General features: G+C 40.1%; 25 protein-coding genes. 8 read left to right on the forward strand and 17 right to left on the reverse strand.

Annotated elements, in window-relative coordinates; genetic code table 11:
* Positions 1 to 215: 215 nt before the first annotated feature.
* Positions 216 to 716: a hypothetical protein gene (locus BN985_RS03385; RefSeq protein ID WP_042221098.1), complete on the forward strand. Its 501-nt coding sequence runs from the start codon at positions 216 to 218 to the stop codon at positions 714 to 716.
* A gap of 30 nt (positions 717 to 746) precedes the next feature.
* Positions 747 to 1,463, forward strand: coding sequence for a GNAT family N-acetyltransferase (locus tag BN985_RS03390; RefSeq protein WP_052360596.1), 717 nt, complete (start codon positions 747 to 749; stop codon positions 1,461 to 1,463).
* A gap of 50 nt (positions 1,464 to 1,513) precedes the next feature.
* Here BN985_RS03390 and BN985_RS03395 read toward each other — a convergent pair whose 3' ends face one another.
* Together BN985_RS03395 and BN985_RS03400 are read right to left on the reverse strand one after the other, a co-directional pair.
* Positions 1,514 to 2,485, reverse strand: a complete 972-nt coding sequence (locus tag BN985_RS03395; protein WP_042221099.1) for an HD domain-containing protein — start codon at positions 2,483 to 2,485, stop codon at positions 1,514 to 1,516.
* A gap of 144 nt (positions 2,486 to 2,629) precedes the next feature.
* Positions 2,630 to 3,178 carry a flavodoxin family protein gene (locus BN985_RS03400; RefSeq protein ID WP_042221100.1) on the reverse strand — a complete coding sequence of 183 codons (549 nt, stop codon included), beginning with the start codon at positions 3,176 to 3,178 and terminating at the stop codon, positions 2,630 to 2,632.
* 121 nt (positions 3,179 to 3,299) lie between these two features.
* Between BN985_RS03400 and BN985_RS03405 the strand changes: the two genes are divergently transcribed.
* Positions 3,300 to 4,139: a LysR family transcriptional regulator gene (locus BN985_RS03405; protein ID WP_042221102.1), complete on the forward strand. Its 840-nt coding sequence runs from the start codon at positions 3,300 to 3,302 to the stop codon at positions 4,137 to 4,139.
* Between the two features lie 207 nt (positions 4,140 to 4,346).
* Here the strand turns inward: BN985_RS03405 and phnE (BN985_RS03410) are convergent, their stop codons facing one another.
* The 4 genes from phnE (BN985_RS03410) to BN985_RS03425 all read right to left on the reverse strand — a co-directional run bounded on the left by phnE (BN985_RS03410) (position 4,347) and on the right by BN985_RS03425 (position 7,712).
* Positions 4,347 to 5,138 carry a phosphonate ABC transporter, permease protein PhnE gene (gene phnE / locus BN985_RS03410; protein WP_042221103.1) on the reverse strand — a complete coding sequence of 264 codons (792 nt, stop codon included), beginning with the start codon at positions 5,136 to 5,138 and terminating at the stop codon, positions 4,347 to 4,349.
* Positions 5,135 to 5,926 carry a phosphonate ABC transporter, permease protein PhnE gene (phnE, locus tag BN985_RS03415; protein ID WP_042221105.1) on the reverse strand — a complete coding sequence of 264 codons (792 nt, stop codon included), beginning with the start codon at positions 5,924 to 5,926 and terminating at the stop codon, positions 5,135 to 5,137. Before phnE (BN985_RS03415) ends, phnE (BN985_RS03410) begins: the two co-directional genes overlap by 4 nt.
* A complete protein-coding gene (gene phnC, locus BN985_RS03420; protein WP_042221106.1) occupies positions 5,910 to 6,698 on the reverse strand; it encodes a phosphonate ABC transporter ATP-binding protein in 789 nt (262 codons plus the stop codon). Before phnC ends, phnE (BN985_RS03415) begins: the two co-directional genes overlap by 17 nt.
* 90 nt (positions 6,699 to 6,788) lie before the next feature.
* Positions 6,789 to 7,712 (reverse strand): phosphate/phosphite/phosphonate ABC transporter substrate-binding protein, encoded by a 924-nt coding sequence (locus BN985_RS03425; RefSeq protein WP_042221108.1) that lies wholly within the window; start codon positions 7,710 to 7,712, stop codon positions 6,789 to 6,791.
* 164 nt (positions 7,713 to 7,876) lie between these two features.
* On the opposite strand from BN985_RS03425, the gene BN985_RS03430 reads away from it, so the two are divergent.
* Positions 7,877 to 8,167 carry a hypothetical protein gene (locus BN985_RS03430; protein WP_042221109.1) on the forward strand — a complete coding sequence of 97 codons (291 nt, stop codon included), beginning with the start codon at positions 7,877 to 7,879 and terminating at the stop codon, positions 8,165 to 8,167.
* A 13-nt stretch (positions 8,168 to 8,180) separates the two neighbouring features.
* Here the strand turns inward: BN985_RS03430 and BN985_RS03435 are convergent, their stop codons facing one another.
* The 3 genes from BN985_RS03435 to BN985_RS03445 form a co-directional block, all read right to left on the reverse strand.
* Positions 8,181 to 8,384 carry a hypothetical protein gene (locus BN985_RS03435; RefSeq protein ID WP_042221110.1) on the reverse strand — a complete coding sequence of 68 codons (204 nt, stop codon included), beginning with the start codon at positions 8,382 to 8,384 and terminating at the stop codon, positions 8,181 to 8,183.
* Positions 8,385 to 8,469: 85 nt separating this feature from the next.
* Entirely contained in the window at positions 8,470 to 9,219 is a 750-nt protein-coding gene (locus tag BN985_RS03440) for an HAAS domain-containing protein (protein ID WP_042221111.1), read from the reverse strand.
* A gap of 19 nt (positions 9,220 to 9,238) precedes the next feature.
* Positions 9,239 to 9,550 (reverse strand): PadR family transcriptional regulator, encoded by a 312-nt coding sequence (locus BN985_RS03445; RefSeq protein ID WP_042222881.1) that lies wholly within the window; start codon positions 9,548 to 9,550, stop codon positions 9,239 to 9,241.
* Positions 9,551 to 9,743: 193 nt separating this feature from the next.
* Between BN985_RS03445 and BN985_RS03450 the strand changes: the two genes are divergently transcribed.
* A complete protein-coding gene (locus BN985_RS03450) occupies positions 9,744 to 10,910 on the forward strand; it encodes a TraB/GumN family protein (RefSeq protein WP_042221112.1) in 1,167 nt (388 codons plus the stop codon).
* A gap of 269 nt (positions 10,911 to 11,179) precedes the next feature.
* On the opposite strand, the gene BN985_RS03455 is transcribed toward BN985_RS03450, so the two are convergent.
* Positions 11,180 to 12,328 carry a DUF2812 domain-containing protein gene (locus tag BN985_RS03455; RefSeq protein WP_042221113.1) on the reverse strand — a complete coding sequence of 383 codons (1,149 nt, stop codon included), beginning with the start codon at positions 12,326 to 12,328 and terminating at the stop codon, positions 11,180 to 11,182.
* Positions 12,309 to 12,653, reverse strand: coding sequence for a PadR family transcriptional regulator (locus BN985_RS03460; RefSeq protein ID WP_042221115.1), 345 nt, complete (start codon positions 12,651 to 12,653; stop codon positions 12,309 to 12,311). The genes BN985_RS03455 and BN985_RS03460 overlap by 20 nt, the downstream gene beginning before the upstream one ends.
* Positions 12,654 to 12,806: 153 nt before the next feature.
* Between BN985_RS03460 and BN985_RS03465 the strand changes: the two genes are divergently transcribed.
* Together BN985_RS03465 and BN985_RS03470 are read left to right on the forward strand one after the other, a co-directional pair.
* A complete protein-coding gene (locus BN985_RS03465; protein ID WP_232225568.1) occupies positions 12,807 to 14,075 on the forward strand; it encodes an MFS transporter in 1,269 nt (422 codons plus the stop codon).
* 55 nt (positions 14,076 to 14,130) lie between these two features.
* Positions 14,131 to 16,026 (forward strand): PrkA family serine protein kinase, encoded by a 1,896-nt coding sequence (locus tag BN985_RS03470; RefSeq protein ID WP_042221116.1) that lies wholly within the window; start codon positions 14,131 to 14,133, stop codon positions 16,024 to 16,026.
* 69 nt (positions 16,027 to 16,095) lie between these two features.
* On the opposite strand, the gene BN985_RS03475 is transcribed toward BN985_RS03470, so the two are convergent.
* Positions 16,096 to 16,491, reverse strand: a complete 396-nt coding sequence (locus BN985_RS03475) for a DUF3221 domain-containing protein (protein WP_052360597.1) — start codon at positions 16,489 to 16,491, stop codon at positions 16,096 to 16,098.
* Between the two features lie 256 nt (positions 16,492 to 16,747).
* Between BN985_RS03475 and yhbH the strand changes: the two genes are divergently transcribed.
* Entirely contained in the window at positions 16,748 to 17,911 is a 1,164-nt protein-coding gene (yhbH, locus tag BN985_RS03480) for a sporulation protein YhbH (RefSeq protein ID WP_042221118.1), read from the forward strand.
* A gap of 43 nt (positions 17,912 to 17,954) precedes the next feature.
* Here yhbH and BN985_RS03485 read toward each other — a convergent pair whose 3' ends face one another.
* The 5 genes from BN985_RS03485 to BN985_RS03505 all read right to left on the reverse strand — a co-directional run bounded on the left by BN985_RS03485 (position 17,955) and on the right by BN985_RS03505 (position 21,983).
* On the reverse strand, positions 17,955 to 18,302 hold the full coding sequence (locus tag BN985_RS03485; RefSeq protein ID WP_042221119.1) for a hypothetical protein: 348 nt from the start codon (positions 18,300 to 18,302) through the stop codon (positions 17,955 to 17,957).
* Between the two features lie 226 nt (positions 18,303 to 18,528).
* Complete coding sequence (locus BN985_RS03490) at positions 18,529 to 19,398, reverse strand: metal ABC transporter permease (RefSeq protein ID WP_042221121.1); 870 nt, start codon at positions 19,396 to 19,398, stop codon at positions 18,529 to 18,531.
* Positions 19,395 to 20,264: a metal ABC transporter permease gene (locus BN985_RS03495; protein ID WP_042221122.1), complete on the reverse strand. Its 870-nt coding sequence runs from the start codon at positions 20,262 to 20,264 to the stop codon at positions 19,395 to 19,397. The genes BN985_RS03490 and BN985_RS03495 overlap by 4 nt, the downstream gene beginning before the upstream one ends.
* A complete protein-coding gene (locus tag BN985_RS03500; protein ID WP_042221123.1) occupies positions 20,236 to 21,018 on the reverse strand; it encodes a metal ABC transporter ATP-binding protein in 783 nt (260 codons plus the stop codon). The genes BN985_RS03495 and BN985_RS03500 overlap by 29 nt, the downstream gene beginning before the upstream one ends.
* A gap of 32 nt (positions 21,019 to 21,050) precedes the next feature.
* Positions 21,051 to 21,983: a metal ABC transporter solute-binding protein, Zn/Mn family gene (locus BN985_RS03505; RefSeq protein WP_042221124.1), complete on the reverse strand. Its 933-nt coding sequence runs from the start codon at positions 21,981 to 21,983 to the stop codon at positions 21,051 to 21,053.
* Positions 21,984 to 22,106: the final 123 nt, after the last annotated feature.

Raw genomic sequence — 22,106 nt, forward strand, 5'->3', positions numbered from 1 at the left:
TGGATTTTATTATTCAGCTTTTTAAATGAAAATGGTAGATGAAGTAGCCGATGGAATGTATAATGCAATATGGGAAGAGTAATGAAATTGTAATGTACTTGATATATTCTATTAATAAATTGTATATTTTTAAGATTTTCTCTTCCGCTTACCTATAAATATAGTATAATCATCATAGGTAAAAACAACCAGAATCACAAAGGGAGAGAGAACCATTGAGAAACTATCTTTTACTGGCAGGTGCAGCATTACTAATTCTTTCCTTAGCTGCATGTTCCGGTGAACAGGGATTAGCTGAAAATCGTAAGCGCGTAGTTATGCAGGAAGATTCTACTAATAAAATTAAAGAAGCTGAAATCAACTTCTTCACATATAGTGAACAGGAATTATTAGATATTGCACAGACACTAAGGCAGAAATATCAAAAGCTTTTATACGCACAAACAGAGGAAGAATATAACTTAGTGAAAAAGGAATTGTTAACAGAGGAAATGTTGGAGCAAAGTGAATTTATACAATTCACAGGTCCAAAAACAAACCAAGTTACAAAAATAACAAATGAAGTTGTTACAAAAGCGACCTCCTATTTTCTTTATGACTTTGAATATAAAGAATCCTTTCAAGAATCAGATGGATCAAAGAGGCGTGAAGCAGGCTATTTATCATTGGAGATAGTAAAAGAAGGCGATGATTATAAAATTAATGCCATTCGTTAATTTCATTGTCTATTATGAGGTGATGGGTTAATGAATTTATTCCATACAATTAAAAGTCCGGGCAAATATTGGCTTGTTGACCAATTAAAGAAGAACGGTATACCCAAGGAAATGTATGAAGCTTCATTAAGCGAACTCGTAAAAGAATGGCAGTCGACGGAGTATGGGTTCATCTCTGTTCTTTTAGAGGAATCCTCTGAATCAGTGTTGTTAGATCGAGGATTTAACAAGGTATCTACCATTGTAGAATATACAAAGTCTTTGAATAGTATAGAAGAACAGGCTTTTCCTTTTTATTCGAACAGATTGAGTGAAGGGAACATGACTAATCAAGACTATGCTGGTCTCTATGAGCGATGCCGCTCCGGTTCAGCGAATAAGAACAAAAAACAGCCGATAGAGGAAGTGATGGGTTCATTAGAGAGCGAGCTTGGTCCCACATGGCGGGATTTTTGTTATTATTTCACCCTAGATGGAGAGGTATGTGGCATAAGCATCCCACACATTGAAGATGGAACAGCAGATGAGGGCAGGATGTTCTACTTTGGGGTTGTCCCAGAAATGAGAGGCCGTGGAGTAGGAGCTTCTATGCATCTAGCTTCCCTTTTACTTCTTAAACAGAAGGACGCAACCTATTATGTAGGTAGTACGGATACTAGTAATCAAGCAATGATAAATATTTTTATTAAAAATGGTTGTACACTTCGTGATCGTAAAGGAATATACCGGTTAGAGAAACAGGATTAGTAAAAAGGCTTCCAACATTGGGAGCCTTTTTTTAATGTCTTATGCAATTACTAGGGTTCTAAAATCAATTCTAAATCAAATGCCAGGTCTTTTAAATTTTGCAATACATGCCGCGCTTCCTCACTATATTCTGTTAATGGGCTACCACTACATAAAGGAACCTTGCTATATATCTTTCGAATGCTAATCGGATAGCCTTTCCCCGTTTTGTCTGAGTTGATCTTGATTCTATAAGGTTCATAATGAATGATTTTTAAGAGCTCTCTTGCTTTAGAAGAAGGAGAAGCGGCCAAAATGGCAAGAACATCCGCGTCTGTCATTTGTGCAAATTCTTCCCTATTATGTTCTGTTATTTTTCCCCAATGTAGCTTAACAGCTTCAGCTAGTAAACGGTCAACAGCAACCATGGTTGGGGATAGAAAAAGCTTATGGTCTGCCAGAATTAACTGGAGCAAATAGTTCCCGGTATCTAATGTGGTCTCAATGCCATCAGGGCTGCATTGGATGTCGCCTAGCAAGTCGCGAGGTAGCCTGCTGATTTGGCCAGCCATATAAGTATCACGCAAAAAACTATCTAAATGATCAAGTCCTAGTATGTTCCCAATTCCTGTAATGGCTGTGGGCTTATTCAGCAAGCTAACAACAACTTTTGGGTCGATGTTAGCCTCTTGTAAAATAGCTGAGACTTCCTGTTCTAGTATGTATTGCTCTGTTAATTTGTGATGATTAAAACCTAGTGCCTCTTCCATAGCATGGGAAAATGGTAAATGTCCTATATCGTGAAGCAATGCCGCCACTCTTAATTCTAAATCATTTGGGAAATAACGAGCTGTAAGTTTCCAAACCCCAACAGTATGCTCATAACGACTATGGACGACAGGTGATAGAAACGAAGCCCCGCCGAAATGGGATAAGTGTTTTAGCCTTCTTACAGGTTTGCTTTTAAATAATGCTATCTCCCATGGATGAGGCTCTATGTATGGGTAGAGTGGTTCGGAAATGAGTTGTTCCTGTTTGTACAAGTAGATTCCCCCTTATGTAAAATGCGATCGATAAGTAGTATAGCATTTTTAAGCGAAATGGTTGAATTGGCAGGCTTTTAACCCAGATAATTTAGCTCATCTGGGTTGTTTCTTTAGGAGACATGGAAAGAGTTTTTACAAGCTTTATTTTGTGTTCTTTAGCTCTTCATTCCACAGAGAAGCTTTTGCAAGTGCCATGGTGTCTTGTACCACTTCTTTTGGTTTATTTCCTTTGGCAATAATATAATCCGCAAAATCCATTCCCATATACTCACAAATTGCTTGAAACTGTAAGATTAAAGGAAGAGCAGCTGTCCTCGGGTGTGGATTTTCTCCTGCTGTGATGACATATATTTTTTTACCTTTCATTGCTTCTTTGAAGTTTATTCGTTTGTCCTGCATATATTGGCTCCATCTATCAATGAATGCTTTCATCTGAGCTGACATTCCGAACCAGTACAATGGTGTTACAAATATGATAATATCCTGCTCCAGAAATTCAAAGAATAACGTTTCATATTCATCCTCTACCTTATCGAATCCACCTGGTACATGACGTTGATCTATAATAGGTTCAATTTGTTTTTCACGCAAGTAGGTCTCTGTGTGTTTAATTCCTTCTAAAGCTTTATTAACAAGATACTCCGTATTACCATCCCTGCGTGAACTACCCAATAGTGCCATAATCTTCATAGATATATTCAGCTCCTTGTGTTATTGCTGATTCCATCATATAGTATATATATAGTTCAGTAAAACGGATGTTTTTGATAATAAAGTTCAACAATATTGAACTTTTGGAGGGGGATATAAAATGGAACTTAGACAGTTAATCACCTTTATAACGATTGTTGAATTGGATGGATACAAAAAAGCAGCAGATGAATTGGGGTATGCGCAGTCATCGGTTACTACACATATGAAAGATTTGGAGCAGGAACTTGGGAGACCTATTTTTGATCGCCTGGGTAGGAAGATGGTGTTAACAGAAGCAGGGAAGAAATTCCTTCCCTATGCAGAGAATATCGTCAGGCTTTACGCAAAATCAAAGGAAGCCATACAAGACACCTCAGAGCCTTCTGGACAACTGACTATAGGTGCAAGTGAATCGTTAATGATCTACTGGCTTCCTACGATTATCAAAAGATTTCGCGAAAAGTACCCACTTGTAGAGCTGACTATGAAATCTATTCAATATGATAATCTTACCGGCCAATTAAAGAAAGGTGATATAGATGCAGCGATTTTGGTAGAAACGTTAAACTTCAATCCTACTGAATTAGTAACAAACCTGATTAAACAAGATGAACTTATCCACGTTACAGCTGATGCTGCAACAATGCCAGATACCATGCTTGTAACGGAATATACGTGCAGTTGGCGGCCGTTAGTAGAGGAGTATTTAAAGGGAGGAGGACAAGAGTTTATTTCGCGAGTTGAGTTGCCCAGTGTTGAAGCCATCAAGCAAAGCGTACTTTGTGGTCTGGGAAACGCGATGCTACCTACCTTTACAGTGGAAAATTTCATGAAAAGTGGAGAACTGAAGGAAGTACACAACTCCCAACGTGAACAGGTGGGGATATTTACCGCTATGCATAAAAATAAATGGGTCTCTCCTTCTATGAGAGCGTTTTTAGAAGTGCTTGAGAGTTAACCCCAAGAAAAAAACAGCGCCATCGTTCGGTGCTGCTACTCAAAATACTAAAATTATCCCGGAGCAACCGTCCGTAAGACTCCCACTTCAAAACATGAGGTGAAACTGTGATGTTTAAGTAGGAGTAAACGGACGCTAACACCCCGATTCGTTCAACTAACAATCAGTGGGGGAAGAAGGAAAACCCCCATTGATTGCAGTTTCACTTTATACAACGCGCTTACGTAAAAATCCTGATATCATATCAACGAGCACGACCATTACGATAATGCCGAGTAGAATAATGCCCACTCGCTCCCAATCCCTTGACTGCATGGCGAAAATTAATGGTGTTCCAATTCCACCAGCACCGATGATGCCAAGAATACTGGCAGAACGTAGATTAATCTCAAAACGGTAGAGCGTATAGGAAATAAATCCTGGCAGTACTTGAGGGAGAACAGCTAGACGAAGTGTCTGGATTCTGTTCGCACCTGTAGCAGCCAACGCCTCAGAAGGGCCGGGATCAATTGCTTCAACTTCCTCGGAAAATAATTTTCCTAGCATTCCGATGGAGTGAAGTCCTAAAGCTAAAACCCCTGCAAATGAGCCTGGGCCAACTGCCTTAATAAACAGGAGTGCCATTACTAGCTCTGGGAAAGTACGGATAAAACTAAGCATAAATTTCCCAGTACCTGTCGTAAATCTCGCTCGATTCATATTCTTTGATGCCCAAAAGGCAAATGGAATACATAATATAGCTGAGATAAATGTCCCTAACACCGCAATGGCTAAGGTATCAAGCAGCCCGCGGAGCAAGTCTTCTCCATCAGGTAAGTAAACATAATCCCAGTCTGGTGAGAATATCCCACTGAAAATGGCTTTTGAAATTTGGCCAGCAGTATCCTTAAATCCGTCCATGGGAACACCAGAAAATGCCCATACGTAAAGTAGCAAAAGCGATCCATAGATTAATATATACAGTCCAATTTTCTTCTTTGGTTTTTGTGGTCGTATCATAGTAATTTCTCCCTAAGCTTTCCACTAAAGTAATCAATGATAAGCACGACAACTAATGTGAAGAGAATAATCGTACTTACCTTATCGTATTCTAAGAAACCAAGCGTGCGATCGTAGTAAAGACCAATTCCACCGGCTCCAACGAGGCCGAGAATTGCCGCAGCACGTATGTTTACTTCAAAAGTGTACAGTACATATGTAATAAAGTGAGCGGAAACCTGTGGAACGACCGCGCAGCGAATCCATTGCAGCTTATTTGCTCCAACAGCAGTCATAGACTCCAGTGGTCCTTTATCGATCGATTCAATCGCCTCGTATGTCAGTTTAGCGATGATTCCAACAGAAAAAATCCCCAACGCAAAAATTCCTGGTAATGGACCTAAACCAAAAATAGCTACAAAGATTGCAGCAAGTAAAAGTTCAGGAATAGTACGCACAAGGTTAAGTACAAAGCGAACCGGATACCAAATCCAAGAGCTTTGAAAAACATTGCTTGCCGACAAAAGCGCAATGGGGATTGCTAACACAGCTCCAATGGTTGTTCCTACTACAGCCATACGAATTGTTTCGAACATTGCTGGTGTGATGTTATCAAGATAGGCCCAGTTTGGTGGCACCATATCCACAAGGAGCCCCGTCATATTAGGTAGACCTGTAAATAACTCCGAAAAAGTACTATCGGTTTGATAAGCACTGGCAAAAAGGAAAAGTGCTAGTAAGAAAATGGTGAAGTAAAGCTTCAGTTTTCTTGGTGGTGTCGGACGTAAAGGTTCAGCTAGTTGCGACATAAGGCACCTCACTTGCTTCTTCGTCGGCGGTTTCTAACTTTTGGCCATAAATTTCTGCTAACTTTTGATCTGTTGCCTCTTCAACTGGTCCATCAAAAACAATTTCGCCAGCATTCAGGCCGATGATTCTAGTGGCATACTGGCGCGCGATATCGATGAAATGTAAGTTCACAACAGTCGTAATACCAAGCTCTTGATTGATCTTCTTCAAATCATCCATCACTTGTGTTGTGGTCAAAGGATCAAGTGAAGCTACTGGTTCATCAGCTAAAATCACCTTTGCCTCCTGGGCAAGTGTGCGGGCGATGGAAACACGCTGTTGCTGTCCACCAGAAAGCTGGTCAGACCTAGTATAAGCTTTCTCTACAAGGTTCACGCGTTCAAGTGACTGTAAGGCAAGCTCCGTATCGGCCTTTGGATAAATACCAAGCATGGTACGGAAGGTAGAATGATAGCCAACACGTCCAGACAGAACGTTATTTATAACTGTTGTACGTTTTACTAGGTTAAACTGTTGAAAAATCATGCCGATGTCACGACGCATTCTTCTTAATTGTTTTCCGTTTGCCTTCGTAATGGAAGTCCCTCCAACAAAAATTTCGCCTTCGGTAACTTCATGCAACCTGTTGATGGAACGTAAAAACGTGGATTTACCTGCTCCAGACAAACCAACGATAACGACAAACTCTCCCGGATTGATGGTGACATTTATATCTTTTAAACCTTTTGTTCCATTTGGGTAAGTCTTAGATACATTTTGAAACTCTATCATGATAATAAACCAACTTTCATTAGAAATAGGTAGCCAGGACGAAGGATCGCCTGGCTACGTTTTAAACATATAGGTGATTTTGGTGATATTCTACTCTGTTTTTACCTTTTCAGCATAATCACGAACGATATCAAAGTTGCTATCTTCTGATTCTACATAGCCTTCATGTGTATAAATCTCTTTAATAATCTCATGTCCTTCTTCATCTTTTCCAATGTCAATAAATGCTTCGGTGATCTTATCCACCCATTCTTGATCCATATCAGAACGTACAGATACGGTATCGTTAGGAATCCCTTCCGTAAATTCAAGGATTTCTGTTTCTTCAAATACTTCTGGGTAATCACCAGCTACCGTGTTACGTGCATCCTGGAAGACAACAGCTGCGTCTACGTCACCGTTTAACACGGAGATAATTCCTTGGTCATGCCCTTTTACTGTAATACCATCTACATCTTCAAGTGGATCTAACCCTGCATCCATCAGTGATGCTGCCGGCCATACATAGCCTGCTGATGATGTAACATCCTGGAAGGCAATTTTCTTTCCTTTTAAATCTTCAAGACTTTTAATACCAGAATCCTTCTTTACAACAAAGATAGATTTATAGAAATCAACAAGCTCATCTGTTGGTTGTCCAGTTTCATCTTCTACTCCGTATCGTTGTGCCTGGAGCATTACCTCTGCGGCACCTTTATCTTTAGCTAGTACGTAGGCTGTTGGTGGTAAAAATCCCACATCGACTTGTTTAGAGTCCATCGCTTCAATAATTGTATTGTAGTTGGTTGATACACTAACTTTAACTGGGATATCCAGTCTTTCGGAAAGCAAATCTTCAAGTGGTTTTGCTTTTGCTTCCAATGTATCTGCATTTTGAGAAGGTACGAATTGGACAGTTAATTCCTCTGGTTTGTAGCTACTTGATCCTTCTGCCTCTCCAGAATCTCCGCACGCACTTAGAATTCCAGCAGCTAGTCCGACAGTTAAACCTAATGTTGCAAACTTTTTAAGCATAATATACCTCCAACGAATGATTGTGTAGTGCCTCTATACTATAACAAGCAATTATTAAGCCAATTTACAATTAGTGTAAATAATTTGTTAAAAATTTCTAGAGGTATGAAAAGTGCATATACCTTCTGTTGCCTTATGGAATACCTTGTACAAAGGAGGTGGCAATGGTGAGAGGGAGGAATTGCAGGGGGATTTGTTTCCCAAAAGGATATAGGTACTGTGGTCCGGGGTGTAGCGGACCGGGACCGCCAATTAATGCGGTTGATGCTGCTTGTCGGGATCATGATCGATGCTATAAGCAACATGGTGGGCCAAACTGTGCCTGTGACCGGATGTTTATGAAACGTCTAGCTGAAGAAATAAATCCATATACCATAGAGGGACGAGATGCCCGGAGTATTCATCAATATATGAAGCTACAATATTTTGTGGGGTGTGGGTTTCGTAAAAGATAGGGCTACTACTTCGCTAAAAAGAAAATAAAAAAGAATCGTCTCCTTGATGATCTGGAAAACGATTCTGGTATTTCGTGCGATATAGGTAATCCTTTTTCGTCTTGGTCTTTCTTGTTTGCATATCTAGATTTGCAAATGGACTGCGAAGCTTTGTAGGATCCATTTTCCCTTCCCTCATCCGTTTCTGTCGCTGCTTTTGAGCTTTCGATTTACTCAATTTTATCACTCCTTTTTAATTCTCCCTTAGTATACCTTATATGGCTAGGTGCTGCACAAATATGCTAAAAGCAGCACCTCTACAACTATTTTGTTCGTTTTAATGAGAATAGAAGGTATGCACCAATTCCAGCATAAGTGATGATCGTGCTCCAAATTAGCATTGCTTCCTCTTCCATATTTATGAATCCAAGCAAGTATTCGGGCAATGTGAGAAAGGCAGCAACAATTGGTAAAATAAATGTTTTTGCCCATATAGAAACACCGATTAAGAAAATCATGGTAATGCCACCAGCAACCCATGTTCCAATTGTGCCGAATTCTATTACCGGGGTGGTGATCGATCTATCTGCAAACTCGATTCCAAAAAATAATCCTAAGGGAACAATGGCCAAAAGGAAGAAAAGTAAACCTTGAACCCCATAAGTAAGGGTTCGAGACGAAACGAGCCTAAATACCCAAAAGGTAAGCATAATAAAAAGCAAACTAATGACAAGAGAACCACCAATTTCTAGCAAGGAATATGAAATTGGACCATTGAGTATGTCACCAATAATAGTAATTGCAAAAACCCCGGCAATGATGATGACATAATACTTCAACCATGTTTTATAGTCTATTTTCATCTCGTTTGATAGTTGCTCCATGTACTTTTTCGGAGATTTACCGATAATATCCTCTGTAGACTTTCCTCTCTTTTCAGCTTCCATTAAATGACTTTCGAGCTCTGTAACGATCTCATCAATTTCCTCTTCCTTTTTTCCACTGGAAAATAAATATACACGTAAATCTTCAATAAATGTTTGGCTTCTTTTAGACAACTCAAACTCCTTCATATAAAAACCTCCTCCTTTATTACAACGTCTTCTTGTTAAACACATTATTAACCGTAGTTTGAAGATCGCTCCATTTTGTTTTAAATTGTTTAAGTTCATTTTCCCCTTTGGGTGTGAGGGAATAGTATTTTCGTTTAGGTCCTGCAGTAGATTTCTTTAATGTAGATGTTACTAGCTCTTCTTTTTGCATTCGCAGGAGTAGGGGATAGATTGTTCCCTCGCTAAAGGAATGAAATCCATATCCCTCTAGCTTTTCTGCGAGCTCATAGCCGTAAACCTCTTTCTCGCTAATAATGGAGAGCAGACATCCATCAAGAATTCCCTTCATCATTTGTGTTGTTGACAAGAAATTTTCACCCCATTCACATATCTTGTATTACAAGGTATGTGTTGATTATAAAATCATTTACCTTGTAATGCAAGAGTTATTTTTGTTTGGAACTTTGTACTTTTACTTGATACACTATAAAATTAAATAATTTTCAAGTATAATGAGAGCATACCGATTAAAAGGAAGGTAACCCATGACGGAAGAGAATATAACGCGAATACATATAGATGAGAAAGAATTTATCCTTATCGGCACGGCACATGTTTCTAGACATAGTGCAGAGCAAGTGAAGGAAGTTATTGAAAGAGAAAACCCTGATGCAGTTTGTGTGGAGCTGGATGAACAACGATACCAATCTATTCAAGATGAAAACCGCTGGCGCAATATGGACATTTTCAAGGTGATTAAGGAAAAGAAGGCTACCCTATTATTGATGAATTTGGCCATATCTTCTTTCCAAAAAAGAATGGCTAAACAGTTTGATATTAACCCTGGACAAGAAATGATCCAGGGCATTGAATCAGCAAAAGAGACAGGGGCAGAACTGGTGCTTGCGGATCGTAATATCCAGACCACCTTTTCTCGTATTTGGCGAGGAATCGGTATTAAAGGGAAGGCGATCCTGCTAATGCAGGTAATTGCCGGTATATTTAGCAAGGAAAGCATTTCAGAAGAAGAATTGGAAAAAATGAAGAATCAGGATACGATTAATACGATTCTTCATGAATTCACAGAGCATTTTCCAGAATTAAAAACCCCCTTGATTGATGAACGTGATCAGTATTTGTCACAAAAGATTAAGGATGCTCCTGGTAAGAAAATCGTTGCAGTGCTTGGGGCTGCACATGTTCCAGGGATTAAAGAGGAGATAAAGCGGGAGCATGATTTAAACAAGTTAACCGAGCTTCCAGCTAAATCACCGATGCCTAAAATCATTGGTTGGGCCATTCCATTTGTCATTTTAGCTGTTATTGCATACACCTTTATCGCTAATCCAACTGCTGGTTGGCAGCAAACGATAAGCTGGGTAGTCTGGAACGGCTCCTTGTCTGCGATAGGAACGACCATTGCATTAGGCCATCCTTTAACGATTTTAACCGCCTTTATTGTAGCACCGCTGACATCTTTAAATCCGCTTCTTGCGGCAGGGTGGTTTGCAGGTTTTGTACAAGCTTATCTTAAGAGACCGAATGTGGGCGACTTTGAAACCTTGACGGAAGATGTATTTACTGTGAAGGGCTTTTGGCAAAATAAAGTGACCCGCGTACTGTTAGTTATCCTACTAACCAACCTTGGTAGCTCACTTGGAACCTTAATTGGTGGAGTGGATGTTATCCGTCGATTTATTGAAAATATATAAAAAGTAAAGAGGCTGGACATAACTAAAGTTTCAATGCTTAAATGCGAATAATACTTTCTAGCATCACTTTGGCAGAACACTCCGCTTTCCACGGGCACGGCCTCAGCCTCCTCGTGGAAAGGGCACCACTGTGGGGTCTTCGACTCGTGCTGTTCCCGTTGGAGTCTCCGTTTTCTGCCTACGTTTAAATTAAAAATAACCCGAACTCTCCTTTATTCAAGGTTAGTTCGGGTTTTTATGTACCTAAAGCATCTTTGTCACACCCTCTTTTAGTTTGGGAATTTTTTCCTCACTCTCACATAATAGGCCCATGATCGAACAAAGAAGGAGCCAAATAAGGTGATGAGAACTAATTGAAGAAAGAAGTTCGTTACCTCTAATGTGGTGGAGGGAATCTGCTGCCATGACAATCTTTGATAGGTCACAAGGATATTTAAAAGCAGAACAGGTGAGAAGATACAGGTATTCATGATCGCTACTTTTCTAGCCTGTTTTTTAGCACCTTCCTGATCACTATGCATAATGGGAGGATCTTCGTTTTTTGAATAGGTCTGTCGCCAAATCGTCCATTCTGAAAACATGATAGTAGAGGTAAACATATCCTCCCAGCCGGCATCACGGTGAATGGACATGTAGCCTGTTTTCCCTGTTCCTCGGTAGTCGATTTGATACTTAATTAATCTCGGTTTACCCATTATAAAATAGAACTTAATACCTCTTGGACTTACTTTCTTAAGATGATAGCCTGCTGCTGCCATTTTCTCTAACCATTTCTCTAATTTATCCGGTGCATACATCCATCCAAATTTCCATTTCACTACGTATTGGCCTTCAACAGGCAATGGGTAGGAGGTTGAGGAAACCGGTGCCAATTCAGTAAGGATCCTATCATTTGATTTCTGTAGCTTGAAATAGGAATAAAGGGAAAAAATCCATGTTGACAGGTAAATTAAAAACAAAAAAGGAGAGAGCCCTCCAATTAATCCCGGAATTGTTACAGTGTTAGTCGATGCCACCAAAAGGAAAAGTAGAACATGCACGAAGGTTGCAAAAGACAACAGAAGTCCAAGCCCTCCAAAGAGATACTGAAGCTTATTGTTACGTGAATGAATAGCTGTTCGAACAGGCCAAGTTTGTACCTCGTTTCTTTGCGCAAACTTACAAAGAATAGACCAATTCCTCTTTTGTAAAGTAGTCTTCCATCCATCTTCCGTTAATGCGTTAGGCAGTGGGTTTGGCGATGGATCGTAGTTAATATGATAGGTTGCCGTGGTGGGATCGGATTTTTCAAAGGTGAATGTTCGGAAAAATAGGTTGATGGAAAGTAGCTTGAATCCATCCTGTGCCATTTCCTCTAGCCATCCTTCCGTTTTAGGTAAATCATAACTCCAAAAAGGTTTAAACAGGCGGATCTTCATCAAATACCCCCTTATATTTTTGACCATTGTTATGTAATTCCGCAAGCCTGTCGATTTCCAACGTAATAAGTTCTCTCCCAATAGAAGTGATTTCATAAATGGTTTTTCGTTTTCCATCGGCAGACACGGAGATAATGCCATCTCGCTGCATTTTGGTTAGCGTTCCATAAACAGTTCCAGAACCAAGCTTAATTCGCTCATTTGTTAGTTCTTTTACATGGTTCATGATGCCATAGCCATGACGTGGCTCTGTGAGGGATAGTAAGATGTAAAAAGCAGTTTCGGTCATGGGGATATATTTTTTAATGACATGGACAAGACTCATTGACATTCCTCATTTCAATTTATGTCATGGTGTGACTATATCACGGTGTGACGTAATGATCAATAATTTTCTGTAAATCTAAACATTTTGTATTTACTTTTCTCTCATTTGTAGCTAATATATTTAGGGACACGAAATAATAAGGTGGCGGACATCATACGATTTTTTCAGGAATGGTCAACACAATTTAAATCCTATAACAACAATATTAAACTAGCTATTCTGGCAAATATCTTTTCCCAGATTGGTCTAGGTATTTTTATGGTTGTTTATAACTTCTATATAAGAGAGCTTGGCTATAGTCAGAATGTAAATGGAGAAGTTATTGCGCTTACCGCACTTGCTACGGCCATTATCCTCGTACCAGCCGGTTTCCTCAGTGATAAAATGGGACGTAAACGTATTATGGGTTTCGGAATACTGGCTTCAGGGATAGTTTTATTTTTAAGAAGTATAATTGAAGTGGAATCTATGTTACTAGTAGCAGGATTTGCTACAGGGCTTTTCACTGCCTTCCTGCAAGTTTCCACGGTTCCATGGCTTGCGGAAAATTCCGCTTTAAAGCAACGTGTGCATCTGTTTAGCTTGCACGCAGCGCTTGTAACAGTTGCCAATGTTATTGGGAGTATCCTTGGAGGAACCTTAACGGATTTATTCTCTCTTCTAACAACAGATTTGCAGAGTATACGGTATACGTTGATTATCGGAAGTGCATTTTACTTTCTATCCTTCTTTCCTATCTTAAAACTGAGTGAAAAACGTAAACCAAAGATTGATAAAGGGCAGAAGATTAATATCAAGCAGTATGTAATCAAGAATAAAACCGGATTTAAGATTATTGTCCTTTTCGCAGTTGCACAGCTGTTAATTGGGTTTGGTAGTGGACTCGTTATTCCTTACTTGAATTTGTATTTTGCTGACAGATTTGATGCTTCCAATTCAATAGTGGGCCTTATTATTTCTATTGGGCAAGCGGCAACGGCAATTGCTATGTTTATTGGACCTTATGTTGTGAGTAGGATGGGTGAGGTACGTGCGGTTGTCACATTACAACTCCTTTCATTACCATTTTTACTGCTGACAGCCTATACGGAGAATTTACTGCTGGCAACCATTGGCTTCTTGTTCAGGCAAGCCTTGATGAATGCAGGGAATCCAATTCAATCCTCACTCATGATGTCACAGGTGGATGACTCGATGAAAGGACTTGCGAACTCAGTGAACCAGATGGTGTTTAATTTAGGCTGGGCTTTAATGGGCCCTGTTTCCACCTCCATTGTACTCAAGTATGGTTCCTATTGGGGGTATGCCAATGTGTTCACGATCACCGCAACACTTTATCTCATCGGTTCATTGTACTTCTATTTTGTTTTTCGTTCTATCAAGCGGACGAACGTCCCTGTAGAAAACAAACCGTCATGATGAATGAGCCTGCTGCATAAACTGTATAAACCATGCCCTAGATGGAGGGAATCTAATGGATATACTAAACAAAGTGAAGCAGTATCGCGAGGAAGAGAAAACATTAAAGTGGGAAGGCACGTTTGCAGATTATCTTGATATCGTGCGGGAAAGGCCAGAAGTTGCTCAGACTGCACATTCGCGTGTCTATAATATGATAAAGCACTCTGGTTTAAGTGAGCGAAATGGCAGGAAAATGTACGACTTTTTCGGCGAAGAGATATTTGGTTTGGAGGAGTCCATCGAGCGCTTGGTGGAGGAGTATTTTCACCCAGCAGCTAAACGACTTGATGTGCGTAAGCGAATATTACTGCTGATGGGGCCTGTTAGTGGCGGTAAATCTACTATTGTAACCATGCTAAAACGAGGATTAGAACAGTATTCAAGAACAGACGAAGGTGCCGTTTACGCCATAAAAGGCTGCCCGATGCATGAGGATCCTCTGCATTTAATTCCCAAGCATTTACGTGAAGACTTTTATGCGGATTACGGAATTCGAATTGAAGGCAGTCTGTCGCCATTAAATACAATGCGTCTCGAGAAAGAATATGAGGATAGAATTGAGAATGTAAAAGTAGAACGAATATTTCTGTCTGAGGATAAACGGATTGGGATTGGAACATTTAGCCCTTCTGATCCAAAGTCTCAGGACATCGCAGATCTGACGGGGAGCATTGATTTCTCCACGATAGCAGAATATGGATCCGAATCAGACCCTCGGGCATACCGATTTGATGGAGAATTGAACAAGGCAAACCGGGGAATGATGGAATTTCAAGAGATGTTAAAATGTGATGAAAAGTTCCTATGGCACCTGCTTTCCCTGACACAAGAGGGGAATTTTAAAGCCGGACGATTTGCGCTTATTAGTGCGGATGAATTAATCGTTGCCCATACGAATGAATCAGAGTATCGTTCCTTTATTTCCAATAAGAAAAATGAAGCACTTCATTCTAGAATCATTGTCATGCCAATTCCGTACAATCTACGGGTGAGCCAAGAAGAACGTATCTATGAAAAAATGATTAATGAAAGTGACATGAAGCATGTTCATATTGCGCCACATGCACTGAAGGTTGCGGCGATATTCTCTATACTGACAAGGCTGGAGGATTCCAAGAAGCAAAGTGTAGATATTGTAAAGAAAATGCGCCTTTATGATGGAGAGAATGTAGAAGGTTTTAGCCAGATTGATGTAGAAGAGTTGAAAAAGGAGTTCCCTGTCGAGGGCATGAACGGAATTGACCCACGTTATGTCATCAACCGGATTTCTTCTGCGATTATTAGAAAAGAAATACCTTCCATTAATGCATTGGATGTATTACGTGCATTGAAAGATGGCCTTGACCAGCATGCATCGATTTCAGACGAAGCGAAAGAAGACTACATGAATTATATCTCAGTGGCTCGAAAAGAATACGACGAGATCGCTAAAAAAGAAGTCCAAAAGGCGTTTGTTTACTCTTATGAAGAGTCTGCAAAAACATTGATGGATAACTACTTGGATAATGTAGAAGCATTTTGCAATAAGAACAAATTGCGTGACCAGTTGACCGGAGAGGAAATGAGTCCGGACGAAAAGTTAATGCGTTCGATTGAGGAACAGATTGGCATTTCGGAAAATGCGAAAAAGGCTTTCAGGGAAGAGATCTTGATACGAATTTCTGCATATGCCCGAAAAGGGAAACGATTTGACTACAATTCTCATGATCGTTTGCGTGAAGCGATCCAAAAGAAATTATTTGCTGACTTGAAGGACATTGTAAAAATTACGACTTCATCCAAAACACCAGATGAATCTCAATTGAAAAAGGTTAATGAAGTCATTTCGCGTTTGATAGATGAACATGGCTATAATTCTGTATCCGCTAATGAGCTGTTGCGGTATGTGGGAAGTTTGTTGAATCGATAAGCTAACCTAATAAGATAGATGCGAAGAACCTCCTATTGAAGAATGTTCAATAGGAGGATTTTTCGTCTTTTATGAAATGCTCTCTATGTAATATGCTGAGGTTTTTCCAGGGTTTGATTCTCGAAGGTAATCACAGTATATTTGCACACTCTCGTTTATGGTGAGGGATTGAAAGATACGCTTATTACCAATATCCTGGTGCCTTGATACAAATATATGGTGGCTACTACGTGTGAAAAGGCTTGTTAATCGTTCCCAATTGTTGGCGGTTTCCTTGGCAACCCAAATACCGTCCCAGGATTTGGACACAACATAGCCTTCGATTATCATGTGTTGTTCTGGAATCTCTGTTGATGTAGCAATGCCTATATTTGATATACCTTCACTGAATGCCAAATAAAACGTCATAGCAAGTAAACTAGTCATTAGGAACTTTTTATAAGGTTGTTGGGTAACATGGTCCAAGCTTACCACTCCTTCTACTGAGTAGGGCAAAACAGCATTTCTGTAGCTTTTCAATTAAGTATAGAATACATAAGCTAAATAAATTTGTAAATATTCAAAATTTATATCGTTTTGCTATGGTATTACTGCAAAAGCCTTAACAAAAGAAATTCTAATTAATGTGTCCAAAAAGTTTAAAAAATGCAATAATTGTAGTCGGATTGCATAAGATAGAGAAAGTCATTATCGCTTTGAAAAGTAAATAGGAGGAGAGGTTATGCAGGAGAAAAAGGAAAGCTTTGTTGTCTCCCAGGAAAACTGGTCCCTCCATCGCAAAGGCTATCAAGATCAAAAACGACATATTGATAAGGTGAAAGACGCGATAAAAAATAATCTCCCTGATCTAGTAAGTGAGGAAAGTATTATTATGTCGAATGGCCGCGATGTTATTAAGATACCAATACGTTCATTGGATGAGTATAAAATCAGATATAATTACGACAAGTCAAAACATGTCGGGCAGGGAAATGGAGACAGTCAGGTTGGAGATGTCATCGCCCGTGAACCAAATAAGAAGGGGAAAGAAGCAGCTGGCCAAGGGAAGAAAGCAGGAGATAAGCCGGGTACCGACTATTATGAGGCGGAAGTTTCCTTGGAAGAGTTAGAGGAAGCATTATTCGCTGAGTTGGAGTTGCCAGACCTAGAGCAGAAGGATCAGGACAACATCATTACAGAGAAAATTGAATTTAATGACATACGGAAAAAAGGGTTGATGGGAAATATTGATAAGAAACGCACGATTCTTACTTCGATAAAGCGTAATGCTACGGAGGGGAAAGCTAGTATAATGCCCATCTACAATGATGATTTGCGGTTTAAAACCTGGAATGAGGTGACAAAGCCAGAGTCTAAAGCGGTTGTACTGGCTATGATGGATACGAGTGCCTCTATGGGGACATTTGAAAAGTATGTAGCACGCAGCTTTTTCTTTTGGATGACCCGTTTTCTTCGTTCCAAGTATGAAACAGTAGAAATAGAGTTTATCGCCCACCATACTGAAGCAAAGGTAGTATCAGAAGAGGACTTTTTTTCTAAAGGGGAGAGCGGGGGAACGATTTGTTCGTCTGCATATTACAAGGCCTTGGAGTTAATTCACGACAGGTATAGCCCATCTAGCTATAATATTTATCCTTTTCATTTTTCTGATGGGGAAAACATTACCTCTGATAATCCAACTTGTATAAGACTAGTTAATGAAATTATGGACTCTTCTCAGATGTTCGGCTATGGAGAAGTAAATAGCTATAACCGGCCCTCCACCTTAATGCGAGCATACAGCACCTTAACAGATGAAAAATTCCGTCACTATGTGTTAAAGGAAAAGAAAGATGTATACCATGCGATGAAGAGTTTTTTCTCTAAGAAGCCTGCATTAATATAAGCACAACTTACTGCCGCCAGCTCGATGTAGCTGACGGCAGTTTTTATTCGATCACTTCAATCGTATAAATGCCTCTGTCAGTTGTAAGCGAGAAGCGGGAACCATCAAATTGGTACAATGATGAGTCTTCAAGTGGGATTTCATATACAGAAGAAGGTAGCTGCTCCATATTAAGAGCACTATTTTCTACTTGTCCTGTCCCATTTAATTGAAGGGAATGAAGGGGTGTATATTCATCCAGACGATGGGGGTTTGATTCGTAGCTTACAGCCTGGAGGTCAATAATCATTTCATCACAGTCATCAATTTCCTGTTTGACTACCCTTACTTTTTTTCCGTTCCATTTCATTAATAGCTTATTAAATTTTTCGATCGTTAAGTATTGCTCCATTGTCATCCCTCCATTAACGTATTTTCCCCGTTTAATACAGAATCATACCTAAAAATGAAAGCGGTAGAATACTTGGATGGAGAGATCACGGATAAGGATTTCCTAATGCGGTTCGGATGAACGTCAAAACGCAAAAAGAAATCACTTAAAATGCAGTTCATCGCCACCAGAAGCACCAAAAAAACAGGCCCCGGTTATATTTCCACCAGAACCTGTTTTTGAATATCTAGGTTGACGTCATACGTTGCCGTTTAAAGACAAGCCCGTGCTTAGGGCTGAAAAGAAAGGCAAGCAGGAATAATAAGCCTGTTGCACTGGCCATTGAACCCGCAATGGAAACATTGAAGGATACTGCTGCACCGTAACCAATTAAAGCAGATAAAATGCCTATAGCTCCACTCATCCATATCACACTAAAGAACTTATCTGTGAGAAGATAGGCCGTTGCTCCAGGTACAATAAGCATCGCTACTACGAGGATCGCCCCTACACTGTCAAAGGAGGCAACCGTTGATAAGGAAACCATGGCCATTAGGAGATAATGGATAAAGACGACTGGAACGCCAATCAAAATAGCGTATTGTGGATCAAAGGTCGATATTTTAATTTCCTTGTAAAAGATCGCAATAAAAAGTGTGTTTAATACGAGTACCCCGCCAAGCATCCAAACGGCTATAGGGCCATAGGATTCCCCGCCAATTTGCAGCGTGTTCCATGGAACAAAAGCGATTTCTCCCATTAATGCATGCTGTACATCTAAATGAACTTGATCGCCAATAAAGGCTATGAGCACTACCCCAAGTGCGAAAAGAGAGGTAAACACAACGCCAATTGCTGCATCAGATTGCACACCAGAACGGTGCAGTGTCTCCACAAAAAAGGCGGTTAGTAGGCCAACAACTGCAGCACCAATTAGCATAGGGAGCCCATTAAGTGACTGTGTTACAAAAAAAGCACCTACAATGCCGAGGAGCACCGTGTGACTGATGGCATCTGCAATCATGGCCATTTTCCTCAATACAAGGATGGAGCCGGTAATACCGCATGTAAGGCCTACTAAACAACCAGTTATTAAAATCCATAATGTGTAGGTCATACTCCTCTAACCCTCCTTTGTAAAAATCCATTTTTCGTACCAAACAGCAAGGAGATAAAAAAGATTAGCGAAGCACTGAGTACAATAACCGGTCCAGTTGGCAACCCAACAACCGTAGTACTGATGACTGCTCCAGATACTCCGGAAATTGCACCGAATATGCCGGCAAGAATAGCCATAATGCCTAGATTCTCTGTCCAATACCTTGCAGCAAGGGGAGGTGTGATTAATAAGGCGGCGATCAGAATGACGCCAACCATTTGAATGCCTATAACAACAATTGCTACAACTAAAAACAACATAAGGCCATTAAGAAAGGAAACAGGTAACCCGATACCTTTTGCAAACTGTGGGTCAAACAGAGTCAACTTAAATTCTTTGAAGAGGAGCACTGTTATTACCACTAAGAGAAATGCACCTCCAGAGATTAGCTGGACATCACTCTTTACAAGCGACGCAGCCTGCCCGAAAATAAAGGAATCCAGTCCAGCCTGACTGCCGGAGGAATTTTGTTGAATATATGTTAACAAGACGATACCAAATCCGAAAAACACAGAAATGATAACCCCAATTGCTGCATCTGTTTTAATACGTGATTTGTTAATAATAAACTGAATAGCCTGGGTTGCCAGAAGGCTTGTTATCGCCGCACCAATTAAGAGAATGGGAACATTTTTTACTTCAAAAATGAGAAACATAATGCAGACTCCGGGTAATGCCGCATGTGCCATAGCGTCACTGATAAGGCTTTGCTTTTTTAGTAGTACAAAACTTCCAATAACACCACTGGCAAACCCTAAGAGCAAGCTACCCACTAGTACCCATTGGAAATTGGCATTACTCAGGCTGGTAAGAAAGGCTTCCATGCGCTGTCGGCTCCTTCGCTGTGCTCGGGGTCCTTTGTAGGAAAGCAATTTTTCCACCATAGGCTTTTTCTAAGTTCTCCAGTGTAAAAACCTTCTTTGTTTCCCCGAAATCGATTGTTTGTTTATTAAGAAGCAAAATATGGTCGAAATAATCTTCCGCAGTTTGTAAGTCGTGATGAACGACGATCACAGTTTTTCCTTCTTGCTTCCATTTCTTCATTAGCTCAATAATAGCCCGCTCTGTTGCAGCATCAACTCCGGAAAATGGTTCATCCATAAAGTAAACCATGGCATCCTGAGCTAGGGCGCGAGCTAAAAAAACACGCTGTTGCTGGCCGCCAGAAAGTTGACTAATCTGGCGCTGAGCATAATCTTGCATGCCCACTTTCTTTAGACATTCCTTAGCCCAAGCAACCTCTGCTTTCCCTGCACGTTTAAACATCCCGATATGGCGGTATCTTCCCATCAAGACGACATCAAGAGCATTTGTCGGAAAATCCCAGTCGACTTCACTTCGTTGTGGAACATATCCAATTAGTTGTTTTTGTTGCCCATATGGTTTTCCGTATACTTCCACTTCCCCCGAATTAGAGGGGATCAGGCGAAGAATGGATTTTATCAATGTTGATTTCCCTGCACCGTTAGGGCCTATAATGCCTGTAATAGAGCCGTTCGGGATGGTGAAAGAAACATTCTCCAAAACAGGATTTCTATCATAGGAAACGGTTAGATTGGTAACATTTATTGCCTGCATTTTTCGTATCCCCTTTTTAATTTAAGTTTACGTTATTTTAATGATTCTACGATGGTGTCCACATTATGTCTGAACATCCCAATATAAGTTCCTTCCTCTGTACCGGCTTCTCCCATAGCGTCTGAATAAAGCTCTCCACCAATGGCAACATCATGGCCAGCTTCCTTCGCACCTTCTACGACAGCATTGATCGATCGCTCGGATACACTACTTTCTACAAAGACCCCTTTAATATTCCGTTCAACCAGCGTATCAATAATGTGTTGTACATCATTTACTCCATAATCAGATTCTGTACTTAAGCCTTGTAGACCAATAACGTCAAAACCATACGCTTCACCAAAATAGTTAAATGCATCATGGGCAGTTACTAATACACGACTTTCTTCTGGTATTTCAGTAAATCTATCCTTTGCATAAGCCTCCAGATCATCCAGTTCGCTTAAATAGTTAGATGTATTTTCGTTATATATTGACTCGTTATCAGGGTCTAGTTCAATCAGCCCATCCCGTACCGCTTCAGCAGCTTGCTTCCATAAGCTAATGTCAAACCAGACATGTGGGTCACTGATACCCGGACTTTCAGGATCTGCCAAGAGCTCATTATCTGGAATAGTTTCCGCAACCGCGATCGTTGGTTTTTCTTGCTCCATATTTTCAAATATTTGGTCCATCTGTCCTTCTAAATGGAGACCATTATAGAAAATAATATCTGCCTCATCAAGCTTTTTAATGTCTCCTTGAACTGCATTATATAAATGTGGATCAACCCCAGGACCCATAAGGCTTTCCACCTCTACTGCTTCACCACCTATTTGTTCTGTTATATCTCCAATTTGGGCAATCGTGGTTACTACTTTAACTTTCCCTTCAGTAGACCCATCTGTGTTTTCTGCGTTTGTTGAGCAACCAATTAGACTTCCAAAAAACAAGAATACAAAACCAACAAAGAATAACTTTTTCATTTCCTTTTCCCCTCTCCCTATTTTGTTTCCTTAAGGCAAAACAATGCGAAAAAAAATCTACTGGCATGATATGCTGAATTGTTGGATGTTGCTAATGGAATAAATAATTTTATGATGGTTAAA

It is taken from the genome of Oceanobacillus manasiensis (assembly GCF_000724085.1).
GTDB lineage: Bacteria > Bacillota > Bacilli > Bacillales > Amphibacillaceae > Oceanobacillus_B > Oceanobacillus_B manasiensis.